General features: G+C 65.2%; 17 protein-coding genes. 8 read left to right on the top strand and 9 right to left on the bottom strand.

From position 1 onward, the window contains the following. The first annotated feature begins 118 nt into the window (after positions 1-118). Genes NKJ88_RS05185 through NKJ88_RS05175 form a run of 3 tightly spaced genes read left to right on the top strand, consistent with a single transcriptional unit; the run spans position 119 to position 2879 of the window. A complete protein-coding gene (locus tag NKJ88_RS05185; RefSeq protein WP_352443661.1) occupies positions 119-1120 on the top strand; it encodes a TIM barrel protein in 1002 nt (333 codons plus the stop codon). Next, the gene (locus tag NKJ88_RS05180) at positions 1117-1992 is read left to right on the top strand and encodes a MurR/RpiR family transcriptional regulator (protein WP_023824451.1); all 876 of its coding nucleotides are present in this window, start codon (positions 1117-1119) and stop codon (positions 1990-1992) included. The genes NKJ88_RS05185 and NKJ88_RS05180 overlap by 4 nt, the downstream gene beginning before the upstream one ends. Next, a complete protein-coding gene (locus tag NKJ88_RS05175; RefSeq protein WP_023824452.1) occupies positions 1989-2879 on the top strand; it encodes a ribokinase in 891 nt (296 codons plus the stop codon). Before NKJ88_RS05180 ends, NKJ88_RS05175 begins: the two co-directional genes overlap by 4 nt. A 140-nt stretch (positions 2880-3019) precedes the next feature. Here NKJ88_RS05175 and NKJ88_RS05170 read toward each other — a convergent pair whose 3' ends face one another. Continuing rightward, positions 3020-3520: a hypothetical protein gene (locus NKJ88_RS05170; RefSeq protein WP_245260094.1), complete on the bottom strand. Its 501-nt coding sequence runs from the start codon at positions 3518-3520 to the stop codon at positions 3020-3022. Between the two features lie 95 nt (positions 3521-3615). Beyond that, entirely contained in the window at positions 3616-4563 is a 948-nt protein-coding gene (locus NKJ88_RS05165; protein WP_023743889.1) for a LysR family transcriptional regulator, read from the bottom strand. A 106-nt stretch (positions 4564-4669) separates the two neighbouring features. On the opposite strand from NKJ88_RS05165, the gene NKJ88_RS05160 reads away from it, so the two are divergent. Next, the gene (locus NKJ88_RS05160; RefSeq protein ID WP_023712504.1) at positions 4670-5680 is read left to right on the top strand and encodes a zinc-dependent alcohol dehydrogenase family protein; all 1011 of its coding nucleotides are present in this window, start codon (positions 4670-4672) and stop codon (positions 5678-5680) included. A gap of 183 nt (positions 5681-5863) precedes the next feature. Here NKJ88_RS05160 and NKJ88_RS05155 read toward each other — a convergent pair whose 3' ends face one another. From NKJ88_RS05155 to NKJ88_RS05145, 3 genes are read right to left on the bottom strand one after another with little or no spacing between them, the layout of a single operon-like run. Beyond that, positions 5864-8164: a xanthine dehydrogenase family protein molybdopterin-binding subunit gene (locus tag NKJ88_RS05155; protein WP_023824454.1), complete on the bottom strand. Its 2301-nt coding sequence runs from the start codon at positions 8162-8164 to the stop codon at positions 5864-5866. Beyond that, positions 8161-9144, bottom strand: coding sequence for an FAD binding domain-containing protein (locus tag NKJ88_RS05150; protein ID WP_023805585.1), 984 nt, complete (start codon positions 9142-9144; stop codon positions 8161-8163). Before NKJ88_RS05150 ends, NKJ88_RS05155 begins: the two co-directional genes overlap by 4 nt. Then, complete coding sequence (locus NKJ88_RS05145; protein ID WP_352443660.1) at positions 9141-9617, bottom strand: (2Fe-2S)-binding protein; 477 nt, start codon at positions 9615-9617, stop codon at positions 9141-9143. Before NKJ88_RS05145 ends, NKJ88_RS05150 begins: the two co-directional genes overlap by 4 nt. A gap of 460 nt (positions 9618-10077) precedes the next feature. Here NKJ88_RS05145 and NKJ88_RS05140 point away from each other — a divergent pair, with 460 nt between their 5' ends. Further along, a complete protein-coding gene (locus tag NKJ88_RS05140; RefSeq protein ID WP_032886693.1) occupies positions 10078-10695 on the top strand; it encodes a TetR/AcrR family transcriptional regulator in 618 nt (205 codons plus the stop codon). 9 nt (positions 10696-10704) lie between these two features. Here the strand turns inward: NKJ88_RS05140 and NKJ88_RS05135 are convergent, their stop codons facing one another. After that, positions 10705-12801 (bottom strand): alpha/beta fold hydrolase, encoded by a 2097-nt coding sequence (locus NKJ88_RS05135; RefSeq protein ID WP_032886696.1) that lies wholly within the window; start codon positions 12799-12801, stop codon positions 10705-10707. Positions 12802-12935: 134 nt separating this feature from the next. Here NKJ88_RS05135 and NKJ88_RS05130 point away from each other — a divergent pair, with 134 nt between their 5' ends. After that, entirely contained in the window at positions 12936-13298 is a 363-nt protein-coding gene (locus NKJ88_RS05130; RefSeq protein WP_023824456.1) for a hypothetical protein, read from the top strand. A 24-nt stretch (positions 13299-13322) separates the two neighbouring features. Here the strand turns inward: NKJ88_RS05130 and NKJ88_RS05125 are convergent, their stop codons facing one another. The 3 genes from NKJ88_RS05125 to NKJ88_RS05115 form a co-directional block, all read right to left on the bottom strand. After that, positions 13323-13628 (bottom strand): hypothetical protein, encoded by a 306-nt coding sequence (locus NKJ88_RS05125; protein ID WP_023824457.1) that lies wholly within the window; start codon positions 13626-13628, stop codon positions 13323-13325. 14 nt (positions 13629-13642) lie between these two features. After that, the gene (locus NKJ88_RS05120) at positions 13643-16192 is read right to left on the bottom strand and encodes a caspase family protein (protein WP_023824458.1); all 2550 of its coding nucleotides are present in this window, start codon (positions 16190-16192) and stop codon (positions 13643-13645) included. A gap of 244 nt (positions 16193-16436) precedes the next feature. Next, a complete protein-coding gene (locus tag NKJ88_RS05115) occupies positions 16437-17672 on the bottom strand; it encodes an ROK family protein (RefSeq protein WP_352443659.1) in 1236 nt (411 codons plus the stop codon). A 166-nt stretch (positions 17673-17838) separates the two neighbouring features. On the opposite strand from NKJ88_RS05115, the gene NKJ88_RS05110 reads away from it, so the two are divergent. Further along, on the top strand, positions 17839-18495 hold the full coding sequence (locus NKJ88_RS05110) for an SGNH/GDSL hydrolase family protein (RefSeq protein WP_352443658.1): 657 nt from the start codon (positions 17839-17841) through the stop codon (positions 18493-18495). Between the two features lie 158 nt (positions 18496-18653). Then, positions 18654-19799, top strand: coding sequence for a sugar ABC transporter substrate-binding protein (locus NKJ88_RS05105; RefSeq protein ID WP_352443657.1), 1146 nt, complete (start codon positions 18654-18656; stop codon positions 19797-19799). Positions 19800-19854 lie beyond the last annotated feature (55 nt).

Genomic DNA, 19854 nt, shown 5'->3' with positions numbered 1-19854 from the left:
GCAGAGGCGCAGCCGAAGATCTCGGCCAAGCAGGATGTTGCGCGCTACAAACCGCCTCGCAAATGAGAACTTTACAAATATTCGTATTTATATGAAGTAAATCACTGAAAGGTCCATCATGACAAACAGTCGCTTCGCCACCCGCCTGAATTCCTTCGCCTCGCGGCCGCAAGCCGAATGGCCTGATCTTACCGGCAAGCCGTCCATGCTGCAGATGGCAGCCCGCGCGGCCAAGGTCGACGGGCTGACCGACCTTGATCTTAATTTCCCCGACCATGTCAGTGAAAAGCCGGCTGAAATCGCCCTAAAGCTCGGCGATTTCGGGCTTTCCATCAATGGCTTTGCCATGCGTTACTACTCCAATCCGGCCTTCAAGCTCGGCGCCTTCACCAATCCGGACCCGGCGGTGCGCCGCGAAGCCATCGACTTGACCAAGGCCGGTATCGATGCGGTGCGCGCGGCCGGCGCCAGTCTGATGACGCTGTGGCTGGGCCAGGATGGCTTCGACTATGCATTTCAAACTGACTATGCGACGCTCTGGCAACACGAAATCGATGGGGTTCGTGAAGTTGCCGCGCATGATCCCGGCTGCCAGATCAGCCTGGAGTACAAGCCGAACGAACCGCGCTCCTACTCGCTGATGCCGGATGCCGCGACCACCTTGCTGGCGATCCGCGAGGTCGGCCTACCCAATCTCGGCGTCACGCTTGATTTCGCCCATGTGCTCTATGCCGACGAACAGCCGGCCTTCGCAGCGGCGCTGATCGCTCGCCACAGCAAGCTGCTCGGCGTCCATCTCAACGATGGCTATGCCAAGCGCGACGACGGCCTGATGGTCGGCGCGGTGCACACGCTGCAGACCATCGAACTGCTGCGCCAGATCCGCCGCGACGGCTACGCCGGCGCCATCTACTTCGACACCTTCCCCGACATGACCGGGCTCGATCCGGTGCGCGAATGCGAAGTCAACATCGCCACCGTCAAGCGCCTGCTGCGCGTTGTCGACCGGCTGGAGAAGGATAACCGCCTGTCCGCCGCCATGGACAGTCAGGACGCCGTGACGTCGCAGGCTATCGTCCAGGAAGCCATGCTCGGGCCGGAGACGAGGGGACGTGGATGACGTTGAGCAATCTCGATCTGAAAGCCGTGGGGCCGCGCATCCGCATGATGATGCCGCATCTCACCCCGCTTGAGGCCAAGGTGGTGGAAACCGTCTTCGGCCGGCGCGGTTTCGACCAGACCATTCCGCTGAAGCAGATCGCCGAGGAGGCCAGCGTGTCGGAGGCGATGGTGGTCAAGATCGCCAAGAAACTCGGCTTCTCCGGCTACCGCGACTTCCGCACCGCCGTCTATGAATACAGCCGCCTCCCGACCGCCGAGATGCACCAGGAACTGTCGGTCGACGACAGCTCGGCCGAGATCGTGCAGAAAGTGTTCCGCACCTCGATCCAGGCGCTGGAGGAGACGCTCGCGATCCTCGACATGGACGATTTCGACCGTGCCGCCGATCTGCTCTACCGCGCCAGGAACCGCGATTTTTATGGCGTCGGCGGCTCCGCCCAGATCGCCCGCGACGTCTCGCACAAATTCCTGCGCATCGGCATCCGCGCGTCTGTCTATGATGACTCGCACATGATGCTGATGTCGGCCTCGCTGCTCGGCGCCGACGACATCGCCGTCGGCTTCTCGCATTCCGGCAACACGTCGGCCGTCATCGACGCTATCCATCTTGCCCGCAAGAGCGGCGCCCGCACACTGGCCATCACCAACTACGACAACTCGCCGCTGGCCCGGATTGCCGACATCGTGCTGTGCTCGACGGCGCAGGGATCGCCGCTGATGGGCGAAAACGCAGCGGCGCGCATCGCGCAGCTCAACATCCTCGACGCGCTGTTCGTGGCGGTGGCGCAGCGCGACTACCAGGCGGCGGAGCGCAATCTCGGCCGCACCATGTCGGCGGTCACCTCGAAACGAAAAGACCGGGGCACATGACGGTTCCGCTGGTCACCGTCTTCGGCAGCCTGCACTACGACATCATGGTCGACGCGCCCGACCGTCCGCGCAAGGGCGAGACTGTGACCGGCCATGCCTGGCAGCCGAAATGCGGCGGCAAGGGCGGCAACCAGGCGGTCTCGGCGGCACGCGCCGGCGTGCGCGCGGCGATGATCGGCGCCGTCGGCGACGACGATTTCGGCACGGCGCTGCTGGCCAATCTCGATCGCGCTGGCCTCGATCGCCGCTTCGTGCGCGTGGCGGCAGGCGCAGGCTCCGGCATGAGCGTGGCGATCTTCGACAGCGATGGCGACTATGGTGCGGTGATCGTCTCCGGCAGCAATCTCACGCTGGACGATGATGACGTCGTGGCAGCAAGGGAGGTGGTGGTACAGACGGCAGTGCTGTTGCTGCAAAACGAAGTGCCCGACGCCGCAAACATCGCTGCCGCGCGCGCGGTGAAGGCATCCGGCGGCCGCGTCGTGCTCAACGCCGCACCGGCGCGAACACTGTCGGCCGAATTGACCGCGCTGATAGACATCGTCATCGTCAACGCCATCGAAGCGGAATTTTTGGCCGGCGTTCCGGTTGTCGATACGCTCGCCGGCGCAACCGAAGCCGCGCGGCGGCTGATCGATGCCTACCCCTCGGCGATCGTCACCGCCGGCGGCGAAGGTGTCGCCTATTGCGACCGGACCGGCGCGGCCTTCGCACTGGCGGCCGTCCCGGTCAAGGTCGTCAGCACCCATGGCGCCGGCGACGAATTCGTCGGCGCCTTCGCGGCAGGCCTCGCCCGTGGCCATCCGATGGAAGCGGCGATCGCCACGGCCAATGCCGCCGCCGCCTCGCTGGTGGCGACACCGGAGGGAAAGCGCAGCTCGCGTTGAAAACTCAGGCCGCATATTGCCGCCTCCAAACCCGTGCCCCCGTCGATGAGCGAAACGGCAAACCGGGCGCGGCGAGAACCTGCTTGGCTTTGCCCTGATGGAGGCGCGGGACCAAGCTGCGTGGTCGAAAGTAGGGAGCTTCAGTCCGCTTCGCCGGCCGAACTTTTGCCGCACTGCGCCAGCACCTTACCGATCGCAGCGCTCGAGCCCGTCAGCGGAAAGCTGTTCTCGCCATATTTGTCGGCCGTAACCGTGACGTCGCCCTTGCTGCGCAACAGGCCGAGCAGTGGATCGTCTTTGCTCAGCTCAGCCGTGAAGTAATTATACATGGCCTCGAGGTCGAGCTTTTTGGTCACGCTCTTGTCACCGCCCTTGAAGGTGAAGGAAGCGCTGATGCCGGGTTCCAGCTGCTGGCCGGCCGCACCCAGATCGTAGCTCAGCACCGGCTTGTCGAAACAGACGAGCATCAGATGCGCATCGGCCTTCGGTCCGCCGCACACCGAAGCCGTCAGCACGCTGCCGCCTTCGTCTTCTTCCATCTTGGCGCTCCAGTTGCAGGACGCGGCAAAAGCCGGCTGCGCGGCTTGCAGCGCGGCCAGAACGGAACCTGCCATCATGAACTTCGCCAATGCACTTTGCATGATCCCCTCCCAAGCTACATTCAACGAGATCATACAGGACAAAAGGCCTGGTGACAGCGGCATATGCCGTCTTAGCCCCCGGCGCGCCCCATTGATCAAGCCTTTGAGACCGGCCTCGACGTCCAGGGCGGCTCCGGCGCGAAGCGCTTGCCGATCCACTCGGCGAAGGCGCGTGTCTTGGCGGCTTGTCCCTTGGCCGAGGGCATGACGACATAGACCGCGCCTTCGTCGGCCAGCGTCCAGTCCGCCAGCACCGGCACCAGCCGTCCGTCGGCGAGTTCGCGTCCGACAAGCCAGTCGGTGCTCATCATCAGGCCGAGGCCTTGCACCGCGGCTTCGACCAGCACCTCGGCATCGTCGCACACCATCGGCCCCGAGACGTCGACGTTGACGCGGCGTCCCGAACTGTCGGTCATCTCCCAGGTTGGAAAGGTCTGGAAGCCGGAGAAGCCGAGGCAGGCGTGTTCTGTGAGCGCTTCCGGCGCTTCCGGCGTGCCCCGGCGGGCGAGGTAGGAGGGAGCAGCGCACAGCAACCGCCGCCGTGTCGCGATCTTGCGCGCCACCAGGCGCGAGTCCTCCAGCGCGCCGAGACGGACGGCGACATCGAAGTTCTCTGCAACGAGATCGACTAACCGGTTGGAGAACTCGGCCTCGATGCTGACATCCGGGAACGTCGCTAGAAATTGCGGCAGCAGCGGCCCGATCCACATACGGCCAAAGGTTCCCGGCAGCGCCAGCCGCAGCAAGCCGCGCGGCGTCCCGCTGGCATGCGCGGAAGCAGCAGCCTCGGCTTCGTCTACCGAGGCCAGGATGGCGCGGACGCGTATCAGGAACTCCGCTCCCGCCTCCGTCAACGATACGCTTCGGGTGGTCCGGTGCAGCAGCCGCACGCCGAGCCGCTGCTCCAGCGATTGCAGGCGGCGTGACAGAACCGTCGAGTCGCGCCCGACGCGCAACGCTGCCTTGGTGAAGGAGCGCGCTTCGGTGATGGCCGCAAAGGCGGCCATTTCGGCAAGGCTGGCGGGGTCGTGTGATTGCTGCATAAAGCACAGGACTCAAATGTAAAAATTCCGGATTATCTGCTTGTAGCGCAGCAGATAGCTTCACTCAATCCTGACGATTGACCCCTTAAACAGGAATGCGTGAGCCATGAAAGCCATCGAACTGACCGCCGCCAAGCTGGACGCCTTTCGCGCCACCACCATTGCCACGCCTGAACCGCAGCGCGGCGAAGTGCTGATCCGCCAGCGCGCCGCGAGCCTGAATTTCGTCGATGTGGCGGTGGCCAGCGGCAATTATCGTGTGCCCGGCTTTCCGCTCATTCCCGTCGCCGACGGCGCCGGCGAGATCGTCGCGCTGGGGGAGGGCGTTACGGATTTCGCCGTCGGCGATCGCGTCGTTGCCCATGCCAAGCCGCGCTGGATCGGCGGTCCGCCCCGGCCTAACGAGATGACGCAGATGCGCGGAATTTCGCTGCCGGGGTCGCTCGCCGAATATGTCGCGCTGCCGGCCAACTCGCTCGTGCCGGTACCGGCTCGTCTCTCTTTCGAGGCGGCGTCGACCCTGCCGATCGCCGCGACCACCGCCTGGAACGCCGTCCGCGCCGCCGATGTCGGGCCGGGCTCGGTCGTCGTGCTGCTCGGCACCGGCGGCGTCTCCATCTTCACCCTTCAGCTGGCGAAAGCCGCCGGCGCAACCGTCATCATCACTTCTTCGTCGGACGAGAAGCTGGAGCGGGCGAAGGCACTCGGCGCCGATCATCTCATCAACTACCGCGCGACGCCCGACTGGGACGGCAAGGTGCTGGAACTGACCGGCGGCCTCGGCGCCGACCTCGTCGTCGAGACCGCCGGCACCGCCACCTTCGCCCGCGCCGTCAACGCCACCGCGCCTGGCGGCACGCTGTTCACCATCGGTTTCGTCACCGGCGCCGAGGCCACGGTCGACCTGCTGCCGATCATCATCAAGGCGCTGAAGGTGGTCGGCAACAACACCGGGTCGGTATCTGACCTTCGCGCCGCCGTCCGCGCCATCGCCGCCGCCCGCATCGACCCGGTCGTCGACAAGGTGTTCAGCCAGGAGCAGGCGGCCGAAGCCTACGCGCACATGTCGGCAGGCGGGCAGCATTTCGGCAAACTTGCGTTCAAGCTCGACTGGTAGCCGAGGCGCGCGAGCTGCCAATCTCCCCCCTTGAGGGGGAGATGCCCGGCAGGGCAGAGGGGGTGGTCCGACCGGGCTCGACCTACTGCGGCGGAAGGAGGTTGGCGCTCTACGAGAGGCGACCCCCTCTGTCGCCTTCGGCGACATCTCCCCCTCGAGGGGGGAGATTACGCACGCCGCTTCCTAGATCAACTTCTCCAGCGTGATCGGGAGGTCGCGTATCCTTTTTCCAGTTGCGTGGAACACCGCGTTGGCGATCGCCGGCGCTACGCCGACGATGGCCAGTTCGCCGACACCCTTGCCGCCGAGCACCGAGGAGTGCAGGTCGGGAATGCCGACCGAGATGACCTCGATATCGGGGATGTCGGCATTGGTCGGCACCAGATAGTCGCCGAGATTGTTGTTGACGATGCGGCCATGCCTGCGGTCGACAATGCCTTCTTCAAGCAGCGCCTGGCCGATGCCCATGATGATGCCGCCCTTCCACTGGCTTTCGGCCAGCTTGGGGTTGTAGAGCCGGCCGGAATCCAGCGCCGATACCACGCGCGACACGCGCACCGTGCCGAAATCCTCGTCGACGCGCACCTCGATGAAATGCGCGCACCAGGAGTGGCGCGAATAGTCGCCCTCGGTGTGCGGCAGCGCCGCCGCGATGGTGGTGTAGTTCTTGTAGCGATCCTCGGCGGTCGAGTTCGCCGGCATGGTGTCGCCTGTGGCCTCGATGCGGTCGCGGCCGACGCTGGCCAGCAGGTCGGCGATCGAGACATCGGGACCATCGCCGCGCGGCGACCTGATGCGGCCATTGGCGACGACCAGCGTGTTGGCCTGCAGCGCGTGGAAGGGCGAGCGCGGATCGCTGATCGCCAGCCCGACAAGCTGGTCGAGCGCCGATGTCGCCGCCTTGTAGACCGCGCCCGTCATCACGCCGGCCAGCCGCGACCCGCCGGCTACGCCGGCGCGGGGATACCGGGAATCACCGAGCTTCACCACGACATGGTCGGCCGCCACGCCGACCGTTTCGGCCGCCGTCTGCGCCAGGATCGTGTAGGTGCCCTGGCCCATGTCGATCGAGGAGCTTTCGACCTCGACCGAGCCGTTGGCAAGGATACGAACGATGGCCTCGCCGTAAGCGCGCCGCACGGGATAGGTGCCGGCGGCGACGCCCCAGCCGATCAGCTGGTTGCCGTCGCGCATCGAACGCGGTTTGGGCGTGCGCTGGGCCCAGCCGAAGCGTTCGGCGCCAGCCGCGAAAGCCTCGCGCAACTGCCGCGTCGACCAAGCCTTTTTTGCGTGCGGATCCTGCTCGGCGTAATTCCTCAGCCGGATCTCCAGCGGATCGATGCCGACCTCATAGGCGAGCTCGTCAATGGCGCTTTCGATGCCGAAGGCGCTAGGGTTTTCGCCCGGCGCGCGCATGGCGCCGGGCACCACCGAATTCACCCGCACGACATTCTGCTTCGAGGAGAAGTTGGGCGTCGCATACATGATCGAGGTGACGACGCCCAACGGCTCGACCCACATTCCGTCTATGGATGTTTCGTTGACGCCGCGATGCACGATCGACTGGATCTTTCCGTCACGGTCGGCGCCGATCGTCACCGTCTGGCGGGTCGCGGCGCGGCCGCCATAGCCGGTAAAAGTCTGCGGCCGCGTCATCACCACCCTCGCGGGCCGTCCCAGCATTTTTGCTGCGGCAGCCGCCACCGCGCCATGGCCGAGCGCCAATGCCTTGGAGCCGAAGCCGCCACCGATATAGGGCGAGACCAGCCGTACATTTTCGAACGGCACGTCGAACCATTCGGCATAGGTGCGGGCCATGCCGTCGAGCCACTGGCTCGGTTCCCACACGGTCAGCCGATCGCCCTCCCAGCGCGCGATGAGGCCATGCGGCTCCATCGGCGCCTGGTATTCGCGCGGCGTGTTATAGGCGCCGCAGACGCGCACCGGGGCAGCGGCGAAAGCGGCCTGCGCATCGCCCCATTCCTTGGTCATGGCGGCGATCGGAATGCCGTCGCCGGCCTTGGCGTCGCTGAGGTCGACGATGGCCGGCGTCTGGTCATAGCTGACCTTGACCATCGCCGCTGCCGCGACGGCCTGCTCGAAAGTCTCCGCGATGACCGCGGCGACATGCTGGCCCGAAAAGGTGATGTCGCGCGCCAGCGGGCAGTAGGGTTTGTCCGGCGGCGGCGTGCCGAACCAGTCCGATGCAGTCTTCAGCGGCATGATGGTGTCCGGCGTCAGCACCTTGAACACACCAGGTGCCGCCTCGGCGGCTGACGTGTCGATCGAGCGCACCTTGCCTGACGCGATCGTGCTTTCGACCAGGACGCCGTAGGTTAGCCCGTCGAGCTGCTGCTCGACGGCGTATTTTGCCGCACCGGTAATCTTGGCCGGGCCGTCGACGCGCGACAGCCGCCCGCCAACCTGATCGGCAGTGCCGTCCGAAGCATCGCCGTGCCGTGTCCTGGGGTCGTGAATGGTCATGCCATGGCTCCCGTCTTGAGGATGGCGCGGGCGACGACGCGCGGCGCCAGTTCGATCTTGTAGTGGTTGGCGCCGTGGTCGATGGCCCCTTCCACGGCGAGCAAGCTGGCCGCCCGCACCCTGTCTTCGCTGAGCACCTTGCCCTTCAGCGCCGCTTCGACGGCGTGCGCCCGCCACGGCTTCGTCGCGACGCCGCCCAGCGCGACGCGCAGGTCGCGAATGGTGCGGCCATCGGCTTCGAAGTCGATGCCGACTGCGGCGCTTGCAGCGGCGAACTCATAGGACTGCCGGTCGCGAACCTTGAGATAGGTCGACCGCCGGGCGGCGGCTGAAGCCGGGATGCTGATGGCCGTGATCATCTCGCCCGGTTGGATGGCATGTTCCCTGTCGGGCGTGGCGCCGGGCAGGGGAAAGAAGTCGTCGACGGCAACCTGGCGTTCGCCAAGATGAACCACGGCGTCGAAGGCGACCAGCGCGGTGGCGAGATCGCCGGGATACATGGCGATGCAGGCGTCGCTGGTGCCGAGCACGGCATGGCCGCGGGTGACGCCACCGATCGCCGAGCAGCCGCTGCCGGGCGAGCGCTTGTTGCAGGCGGAAAAATTCGCGGGATCGCGGAAATAGGGGCAGCGCGTGCGCTGCATCAGATTGCCGCCGATGGTCGCCATGTTGCGCAGCTGCGCGGAAGCCGCCTGCCACAGCGCTTCGGAGACCGCGGGAAAGCGGCTCTTGATCTCGGCATTGTCGGCGACGAGGCTCATCTTGGCCAGCGCGCCGATCATGGCACTGTCAGCGTCGACCTTGATGGCGTCGAGCCCTTTGAGATGGGTGATGTCGACCAGGCTCTCGGGTTCGGCCACGCCGCATTTGGCGAGATCGACCAGCGTCGTGCCGCCGGCAAGCAGCATGGCGCCGGGCACGGCGGCTGCCTGGCGTGCGGCGTCGAGTGTATCGGCGCGAATGTACGAAAAATCCCTCATGACGCGACCTCCAGTGCCGCCTGGCGCACGGCGGCGACGATGTGCGGATAAGCGCCGCAGCGGCAGAGATTGCCTGCCATGTATTCGCGGATTTCGTCATCCGAGCCGGCATGGCCCTCGCGGATGCAGGCCACCGCCGACATGATCTGTCCGGGCGTGCAGTAACCGCACTGGAAAGCATCCTGGTCGAGGAAAGCAGCCTGAACCGCGTTGAGCGTGCCGTCGTCGCCGGCCAATCCTTCGATGGTGGTGATCTCGCGGCCTTCGGCTTGTGCTGCAAGCGTCAGGCAGGCCAGCACGCGCTGTCCCTCGACATGCACCGTGCAGGCGCCGCACTGGCCCTGGTCGCAACCCTTCTTGGTGCCGGTCAGGTCGAGGCGATCACGCAAGGCGTCAAGCAGCGTGACGCGCGGCTCGACCTGCAGTTCATGGTCGTGCCCGTTGATGGTGAGGTGGATGGTCTGGCTGCTCATGGGCGTCTGGCTCCAGTTGCTTGACGCTAGGGGATTGAAATGGCGTCCGAGTGGGAGAGGAAAAGGGAAGAGGCGACGGTGCGCCTAATCTCGCCCCTTGTGGGGGAGATGCCCAGCAGGGCAGAGGGGGGCGCGAAGGAATGCGACGTTCCCGATTTACATCCATCGAAATAGACCTTTTCCAAGCGGGTGTTGGTCAGGCCTCGATAGGCTGGCGGGACAGGGCCCCCCTCTGTCCTGCCGGACATCTCCCCCACGAGGGGGGAGATTGACAGCTCGGCCGCCCTGACTTTCCAGCGGGCAGGGGATGCTTCAGTCTTCACAATCTCAACACGTGACATACCGGCTCCCCTGATTATATGATGAGGCTGCTCCACTAAAACGGAGGCGCCTCCTTTTATTCAGTTGGGGGCTTACCCATTTGGGTTCAAGCCCCCATATTTCGACAGTGGAGAAAAAATTGACCGAGCAGTCGCAAGCAATTGCCGACGAGAGGCGCGAAGCCGCAGCGCCAAGGCCGCTGCGCGCCGATGCGCAGCGCAACCGCGACCGGCTGGTCGAGGTTGCGGCAGCGGCCTTTGCCGAGCACGGCGTCGATGCCTCGCTGGAGGAGATCGCGCGCCAGGCGGGCGTCGGCATCGGCACGCTCTACCGGCATTTTCCAACCCGCGAGCATCTGGTCGAGGTGGTCTATCGGCGTGAAGTCGAGGCGCTCTGCGCGGCGGCCGATGATCTCGCCAGCCACCATTCGGCCGATGTGGCGCTGGAACAGTGGATGCAGCGCTTCGTCGACTACATCGCCACCAAGCGCGGCCTTGCGGCCAGCCTGCGCATCCTGTTCAACACCAATTCCGCCGTGTTCTCCGACATGTCGGGCCGGGTGTCGCTGGCCTTGCGGCAACTGGTCGAGGCGGCGGTGGCCGAAGGCTCGATCCGCAGCGACGTCGACGCCTCCGATGTGCTGCACGCACTCGGCGGCATCTACTCGGCCCCCGACACCAAGGACTGGCGCGACCGCTCGCGCCGGCTGGTCAAGCTGCTGATGGACGGGCTGCGGTTCGGGGCAGGGAAGAGGTGACCTAGCGGCTCAAGCCGAACCATCGACCGCATAGAACCGAAACGCGCCGGGCAGCCCGCTTGCCGCCATTTCGCCACGCTCCTCGAACCGCAGGCCGGAGCCGACCACGAGATCGCGCACCGTCCTTGATGCGATGATTTCGCCCGGCCGCGCATGGTCAAGCAGACGCGATGACAGTTCGATCGCCGCGCCTGAAAATTGATGGCCCCGCTGCTCGCACTCGCCGATATGCACCGCCGAGCGGACCTCGACACCGGATTGCCGCAAGCGATCGCGGATGGCGATCGCGCACTGGATCGACCGCGTTGGCCGCTGGAACACCGCGAGCACCTTGCCGTCCGATCGGCTGATCTCTCTGCCTTCGGCCGCGAGGAGTTCGCCACGGAGCGCTTCGGCGTGCCGCTCGGCCGGGTCGATGCCGAAAGGCGAACCCGTCATGTCGAGGGACAGCACCGACACAAGCAGCCGTTCGCCTGGGGCCGCCGGCAAGGCGCCGGTGACGAAAGCCTGGATCTCGTCGACGATCCGATCGGAATTCTCGCCCCAGATGACGTGGTCGCGGCCGGCGAACTCAATGTATCGGGCGCCCTCGATGTGCGTCGCCAGGTAACGTCCTTCTTCCCGCTTCACCCAGCCGTCGCCAGTCGTCTGCATGATCAGTGTCGGAACATGGACAGCAGGCAGAATGTCGCGAACATCGATTTCGGCTCCCCAGCGCCACAGGGCGATCGCGTCGGCGGGCGAGGCAGAATTCCTGAGATAGGCGGCGAACCATTCTGTCTCGAACGTGTCGCTCATCAGACTGGGCGCCGCGTTGCTCATATCCGCCGCCGCTCCCCATTCTTTCTCGACGATCGCCAGATCCTCTTCCACCTGCTCGCTTGTCTTCGCCCACGGATAGTCTTGTGACCACCTGCCGCGGGCGTAGGCCCCATTGAGCACGAGTGCCGCTGTGCGCTCGGGATAGGTCGCCGCGAACAGCATGCACATCGGGCCGCCCTCGGAGCTGCCGAAAAGCACCGTGCGCTTCGAGCCAACCGCATCCAGCACTGCCCGCACATCTTCCATCCGCTCTTCCAGGGTCGGCAGACCGACATTGCGGTCCGAGAGCCCGGTGCCGCGCTTGTCCATGCGGATTAGGCGCGAGAAAGTGCCGAGCCGCCGGTGCACATGCGAAAGCCGCGGCGAGCCCCAGGCGTGGTCGAGGTTGGAGACCCATCCCGGCACATGGATCAGGTCGACCGGACCGTCGCCGGTCACCTGATACGCGATGTTGATCCCGGCCGATTTGACATAGTGGGTCGGGGGGGGCGCGAGTTCGTGGCTGAAGCCGGTAGCGTCATCCGCATCAGTCGTGGGTGGCCGTGCCGGCGCCATTGTGCGGCGTGTGCGCAGCGTCTCGAACAATTGCCGCGTCTCCGGCTCCGGCTGCAGCTTGAGATCGCGTAGAAGCGCGGTGCGGCAGTGCTCATATTGCTTCAGCGCGAGATTGGTCCTGCCTTGCGCCGCATAGGCGCGCATCAGGGCACGGTGGACATCCTCCCTCAACGGGTCCATGGCCAGCAGGCGCGCCGCCGCGCGCACGCATGCGGCAGGATCGTTCGTCGCTGCATAATGCGCGACGAGCCTGTCGAGCGCCACGACGGCCAGTGCCCGCAGCCGCTCGCGTTCGATCCTCAGCCAGTCCTCGAATGGCTCCTCCTTCAGGCCGAAGCCGTCGAGCAGGTCGCCGCGGTAGACATTGAGCGCCAGTTCGAGGTCTTCGGGTGCCGGGCTGGCGACCAGCGCCTCGAACCGCGCGACGTCGAAATCAAGGCCGTCGAGATGCAGAGCGACGCTGTTGCCATCGGTGAGGAAGCGGCCGCCGCCGCACGTCTGCATGGCCTTCCTGACAGACGATACCGCTTGCCGCAGGCTCATTCGCGCCTGCGCCTCGCTGTTGATGCCCCAGAGCAGGGTCGCCAGCTTCTCGCGCGACTGCGAATGCCCCGACTGCAGCGCGAGATAGGCGACCATCGCACGCGCCTTGCGGCTGATGGCTGGAACCGTGGCCCCGACGCCGGCAAAGTCGAAACCACCCAGCAGGTGAAGATAAGGTCCGGTCATCGGATCCGCCACGGTCACAGCGCGACGACGATCCGCTCAAGCTCACTCCATTTCAACACTTATTCCGCCGCCGAGGCGCTTTTCACGATTCCATCACGCAGGTTCCCACGCGTTGCTCACGGCGCTTGAGGAGATTGTTCGCACTGGATCTCTTTTCGCAGGAGGATACCGTGCATCACCCTGGCCCGACCGAGTGGCCCATCTGGCATGACGACCCCGGGCGCGACCGGCAGGAGCTTGGCGCACCATCGCGTCACGATATTGCGCTGGCCCGCTATCTCGAAACACAACAGGCCCATCGGGCATTGGCGGCTCGCAGACTCGATCCGGCGGCGGTCGTGGCCTCTGCACTGGCAGCGTTCGTCCGCTGCCTTTTCCGTGCAGCGCTGCGCCGAATTGTCCGCTGGCCAACCGATGCCGCGACAGGGATGGACGATTTCGGCTTGACGTTGTCCAAGGCTCATGCGGATCTTAGCAAGAACCTTTGGGGCCGCTGAGTGCAGCGCCCTTGGTCGACGATCTCATCCCCAACCGCCGCCGCCGCCGCCAGCCCCACCGCCGCCTCCGCTGCCGCCGAGAGAAGGAATCACGGGCGGCTTTTGCGGGGTCTCTTCCGCCGGCTTGATCACTTTGCCGGTGGTCGCCTTGTTGTATCTGACCACCTTTGGCTGAGGTGCTACGCGAACCACCTTGCGGTGTTTCGCCGGCGGTGCCGGCTCAAACATCGGCGATACCGAGGTGCAGCCCATGAGCCCGGCCAGAACGCCGGATAGAATTATCCCGATGAATGCCTGCCCGAATGTCTGCTTGAATGCCTTGCCCACCATGGCCTCCTTATTGTTCAGAACAAATCCCGACGCGGATTGGCTTCTTCCCAGACCCCCCGGGCCGCATTGACCAGTTGCGTGTCCAGCGAACCGGACGGGGGGATCTTCGACTTGAGCTCTCGACGCAGGGCGTCCAAAGCTGCCGTTTTCGGCTTGGTGCCGAACTGCGCCAGGCCCTTTTTGGCGTCCGGCAGCTCCTTGCGCAGATCGAGCGCGACGGCGAATGCCAGGAAGCGCACCGCGACAGCCTGATCGGCCTTGTCGCCTTTCGCCATTTCGAGCGCCGCGCGATCATAGGCGCTCGACGGATCGCCGCGCGTGGTCGCCAGTTCGAACAGCCTTTGCGCTTCCGCCGGGTCCTGGCGCACACCGGCGCCATCCCTGTACATGCGGGCGAGGCTGCCGGGCGCGTAGGGCTGGCCAAGATCGGTGGCCTGCTGGAACAGCGCCTGCGCCGTCTTCGGATCCTTGTCGATGCCTTGGCCGGCGAGGTAATTGCGGCCGAGCAGGTTCATCGAATACATGTCCTGGCGCTGCACCCCCGCTTGCAGGAAGGCGACGGCGCGGGCCGGATCGGCAGGCACGCCGTTGCGGCCCTCGGTGAAGATGGCGGCAAGATCGTTCATGGCATAGGTGTGCCCCATGGCCGCCGCCTTGAGCAGCAGGTCGAGGCCCTTGGCCGTATCGCGGTTGACGCCATAGCCATTGAACAGCGCGCGTCCCCACGAGGTCATGCCGTAAGGATCGCCCTTGTCTGCGGCAGCCTTGTAGAGAGCGTTGGCCTGGGTGCGGTCGATGGCCGTTCCGGTTCCGGTTGCGTTGAGATAGCCGAGTTCGAAGACGGCGCGGACATGGCCTTTCTTGGCGGCCTCCTCGATGGCTGTCCTGGCCTCTCTAACCTGGCCTGCCGCAAGCAGCGCGCGGCCGAGCTCGTAGTGGAAGCGGGCGACGTCTGGATAGGTTTTCACCGCCGCCTCGCAGGCTGCCACCGCACCGGCGCCGATCTCGTTCGGCAGCAGGCCGGGCACCACGCCTTGCAGGTCGAGAGGCTCGCCGGCGGCGGTGTCGCAAGCCTCGACCGTCGGCGACAGTTTCATCGTCGCCGGCTTGGCGGAGCTGCTGTCGGCGCGGATTTCGAAGCCGACCTCGACCGGCGCGCCGGCGCCGATCTGCGGCTCGTAACGGAGATGGTCGACTTCACCGGCCAGAAGGCTGGATTGCGGCGACAAGGTTCGATCAGGCAATGACAGCGTTCCCGTTGCCGGATACCCCGAGACCTTCAGGCTGACCGCCGGATCGTCGGTGGGGAAATCCAGATTGAGCGCGACCGGGCCGACGCCGACGGGAATATCAAGCTTGCGGTTCTCGATTGCTTCGGCAGCGCCGGTGATGTGGATGCCGCGCTCCAGCACCTGCTGCTTCTGCTCGGCCTCGAGCGAAGCCATGATCTGCTGACCCGCCGCACCTTCGCCGCTCTTGACGCGGAACACCAATATGCCCTGGCTTCCGCCGCCCCAGTTGTCATGCGTGGCATAGGCAAGCATATCCACCTCGTCCTGCGTGGCGGCCCCTTTGGGGACATCCATTTGCAGGCGCGGCAGGTCCTTGCCGGCGATCGGTTCGCCCACCGCGACGTCTTTGCCGTCCAGCACCAGACGGCCCATTGCTGGCGGACGTTCGATGCTGACGCTGATAGCGCCGCCATCGACATCGACCGGCTCCGGCAGGCCGAGAGCGACAGGACCGACCCCCGACAGCACCACCTTCTCCAGCACTGGCGGCAGCGAAGGCCGGTTGTTGCGGCGCACCAGCACCACGTCATCGATCAGCGACGAATTTTCCCAGGGCACCTGCATCCCGTTGGTGGCCTGCACGACATCGCGGCGCACCGCTGACATGACCGTGCGGATCTCCTGGTTCGGCGCCAGCGCGCGCCGCGAAAACGCCGATGAAAACGGGCTCAGGTCGCCGCTGCCGTCATAGGCGACCGCACCTGGTTCGGTGGCGAAGGCAATCAGCGTGTTGAGCGAGCTTCGCACCTGCGCCAGCCCGGTATTGCCGGCGGTGACAAGCTGGTCGCGCAGCCAGTAATTGTTGCGCGGGAAGGGATTGTTGCGGCAGGCATCGAGGATGATCACCTGGATCTTCGACTTCGAGCGCAGCTGCTCCAGCACGTCGTTGAGCTTGATGGCCTGGACCTCGATATCGGCCGCCTTCTTCAACGAGGCGTCGACCGGTATCAGGAAATTCTCGCCGCCGATCTGAAAGCCGTGCCCGGAATAGTAGACGACGGCGAGATCGGCGCCGTCGGCGGCGGCCAGATAGTCCCGGAACTGGCCTTCGAACTGCTGCTTGGTGAGATTCTCGGCGACGAAAACCTCGAAGCCCGCCAGCCGGAACGTGGCTGATACGTCCTGGGCATCCTTGGCCGGGTTCTTCAGCGCCGGGATGTCGCGATAATCGGAATTGCCGATGACGAGCGCGACCCTTCGATCGGCGCAGGCCTCAAAGCTTGTGAGGCCGGCAAGGATGAAGGCCGCGATGAATCCGCAAAGTCGGAGCATGACAAAACTCCTGGTCGCGGCCTGACGCCGACGAGAACACCGCTTGCGGCATCAAGGTCCGTTGAGAGTATGCAACCTGCCACAGCATAAAGTGAAAGGCCCGTCACCGCCAGACCATGGCAGGCGATTTCTTTCGGCGTCGACCGACCGCAGAGTGCAAGTAGCACGCGCTTCACGAGCAGGTATGTGACAAGTCTCACAGTTCGCTGCTTTGGGGAAATGCCTGGTGCCGGCGGCTGCGCGCCTATTCCTTGAAGAGCAGTTCCTTGTCGTTCGAATATTTCACCAGCAACGGAATGCTGGCGCCGCCGATAACGGGGCCGAGATGGCCAAACGTCCCCTCGATGACGGAGAACGGCTCGGGGCGATCGACAAGGATCCGTGCCAGCTTTCTGCGCATGGCCTTGGCGATCTCCTTGCGCACGCCATTCGGTATGGCGCCGTCGATCACCACATTGTCGATGTCGAGCAAGGCAACGGCACTGCGGGCGGCATAGGCAAGCCCGTCCGAAACCTCATCGATCCACGCGGTGAGCGGCTCTCCAAGGTCGCCCCAGTCGTCGGGCGACGACCAGATGCGGCCGGCGTCCTCGCCCCCATTGTCCTGGACGTTGAGCTTGCCGGCCAGCGAATGCAGCGAAGCGACGCGCAGCAACGGCGTCATCTGGTCGCCCTTGCGCCCCGGCGCGGGCACCGGCATGTCGCCCAGCGCCCCGGCCAGCTTGTTGCGGCCGGGGAACAAGTGATGATCGAGCACCAGGCCGCCGCCGATGAAGTGCCCGACATAGGCGTAGAGAAAGTCGGCGCGGGATCCGCCGGCGCCAAACATCAGTTCGGCCGCGGCCGACACCGTGGCGTCGTTGTAGAGGAACACCGGCCAGTCGAACGCCCGGTCCAGTTCGGCGCGAATGTCGATTTCCTTCCAGGCATCCAGCCTGCTCGCCGGCACCGCGCCCTCTTCGCTCAGGTTCCACTGATGGAATGGCGAGGCGATGCCAAGACCCGCGATGCGGTCTTTCTCTATCGATTTGTGCTTGCGGCACATGCGCGCGATGGCGCCCCTGGCGAATTTCATCACCTCGACGGGCGTCGGATAGTCGAACAGCGTGCGTTCGAACGCGATCACGTCGCCGACGAAATTGACCAGCGCGACATCGGCGCTGCGATGGTCGACCTTGAGGCCGAAGGCATAGGCGGCTTTCGGGTTCAACGCAAAGGGAACCGAGGGTTGCCCCAGCCGTCCGCGCAAAGGCTCCAGGCGCAGCAGCAGCTTGTTGTCGGCGGCGCGGTTGACGATGGTGGTGATGGTTTGCGCGGCCAGCCCGGTCAGCCGCGTCAAATCGGTCTTTGCCAGCTGGCCGTGCCGGCGGATCAGCGAGACGATCAGGCGTTCGTTGTAGACGCGGCTCTCGGCCTGCGTGGTTCCGCCGCTGCGGCCTTCGGCGATCTTTTCGAGACTGAAGAAGCTGGTGCCGGTCACGCTTTCCCCTGCGCAAGGAGGTTGGCCGCAAGGCGAGCCGATCAAGGCGCTGACGTAGCAATGCGGGCACGGCAAGGCAACACTTAAATCCACCCGATGGAAAAATGTAGTTGACGCCGGCCGGCCTGCTGTCGTTCAAAGTATGCAAGCCTGGAGGAGCAATGCCGTGACGCAGACCCGGACAATCATGTGCTTTGGCGATTCCAATACCTATGGCGCCATTCCCACCCTGGCCCGCGTCGGACGGCGCCGCTTCACGCCCGACCGGCGCTGGCCGGGCATCATGCGCCGCCAGCTCGGCAGCGGATGGGATGTGATCGAAGAAGGGCAGGGCGGGCGCACCACCGTGCACGACGATCCGATCGAAGGTCTCCACAAGAACGGGCTCAAATCGCTCCCGGTGTGCCTGGAAACGCATATGCCGCTCGACCTCGTCATCCTGATGCTCGGCACCAACGATCTCAAGCATAGGTTCTCGGTAACGCCGAATGATGTCGCTGATTCTATTGAGATCTTGGCCAGAATTGTGCTGCGCAGCGAAGCTGGCGCCGCGGGCGTGGCGCCCGCGGTCCTGATAGTAGCGCCGCCGCCGATGCTGGAGGTCGACTGGTTCGGCCAGATGTTCCTGGGCGGCGCTTCAAAGTCGATGCACTTTGCCGGCCTGTTCCGCGATGCGGCCCGGCGCGCCGGCGCCGCCTTCTTCAACGCCGGCGACGTCGTCGAATCGAGCGCGGTAGACGGCATTCACCTCGACAGCGACGCGCATCGCGTGCTCGGCACGGAATTGGCCAAAGCCGTCCAGTCGCTGATCGCCAAGGCGTGATCGCGTGGGCGAGTCACCCGACTATCTCTGATTAATTAATTCCACTGGAAAAACTTTTGACTTGCAAGCGGGAAGGTGGGTATCTGGGGAGACTGGGAAGAGTAGCGACCGCGAGGCTTACGAAGCGCGGCAACAAACAACGACAGGGAGGAAGTAAAATGCGATCTGACAGGAACATGATGCTGGCGACGCTGCTCGGCGTTGCCGCTGTGCTCGCGGGCGGTACCGTCCTGGCAAGCGCGCAGGACGGCCCGGCCGGGCTCACCAAGCCGGCGGTATTTGCGCCGTTCGACCCGAAGGCGCCGGCCTGCAGCCCACCGCCCGGCCTGAGCAAGGTGCTGGCCTTCGCGCAGGACAACGAGCGTGAATTCATGCAGGGCGTCGACCGCGGCCTGGCCGCCGCCGCCAAGGATCGCGGCCTGGAATATCGCCGCGCGCTTGCCAACAATGACGCCGCCAAGGGGGTCGAGCAGGTGCAATTGTTTCTCGCCTCCAAGATCGGCGGTCTGGTCGCAGCCCCCGTGGACCCGGCCTCGATGAGCCGCAGCCTGCAGGAGCTTATCTGGTCGGGCGCCTATGTCGGCACCATCGTGCCGCCGCCGGCGACGTCGCTGCTCAACGCGCCGCAATACGAGACCGGCAAGGTGCTGGCCGAAGCGGCCGCGGCCTACATAAAGGACAAGCTCGGCGGCAAGGCCAATGTCGTCATCCTGTCGCATGACAGCATGGAATTCCTGGCGCCGCGCTTTGCCGCCATGCGCGACATCTTCAAGGCCATGCCAGGCGTCACCATCGTCGCCGACATCTCGCCCAATCCCGTCAACAAGGAAGGCGGCTTTGCCACGATGAGCACTATTCTCCAGGCCCATCCCGACGTCGATGTCGTGCTCGGCGCCGACACCGTCGTGCTCGGCGCGCTGGCTGCGCTGGAAGCGGCGGGCAAGGCGCGGCCGGACCAGTTCCTTGGCGGCATCGACGGCGAGCCGGAGGCGGTCGCCGCGATCAAGAAAGGCGGCGGTCCCTACAAGGCAAGCATCAGCCTGGCGTCGCCGGTCTTCGCCTACGCCATGGGCCAGCACGCCGCCGACTGGCTGGAGGGCAAGAGCATCCCGCAGGCGATGGATATCCTCCCCGTGGCGCTGACCAGCGACTACATGGCCCAATACGAGGCCGACGTGGCCGATCCGGCCGCGGTCTACAAGGACCCGAAGCGCCGCGACATCTATCTCAGGATGTACGGCAACATCTGCTACGATACGCGCGACCAGTATGTGAATTTCCCCTGGTCGTCCGAGGCAAAGTAGCGCCCGTTTTTCCCGCGATAGGGGCGGGTTCAGCCTGACCTGAAACCGCCCGCTT

Origin of the sequence: Mesorhizobium sp. M0016, assembly GCF_040324035.1 — a bacterium.
In the GTDB taxonomy this organism is placed as follows: domain Bacteria; phylum Pseudomonadota; class Alphaproteobacteria; order Rhizobiales; family Rhizobiaceae; genus Mesorhizobium.
The sequence above is the reverse complement of the archived record's forward strand: the minus strand, read 5'-3'. Positions and strand labels throughout refer to the sequence as shown.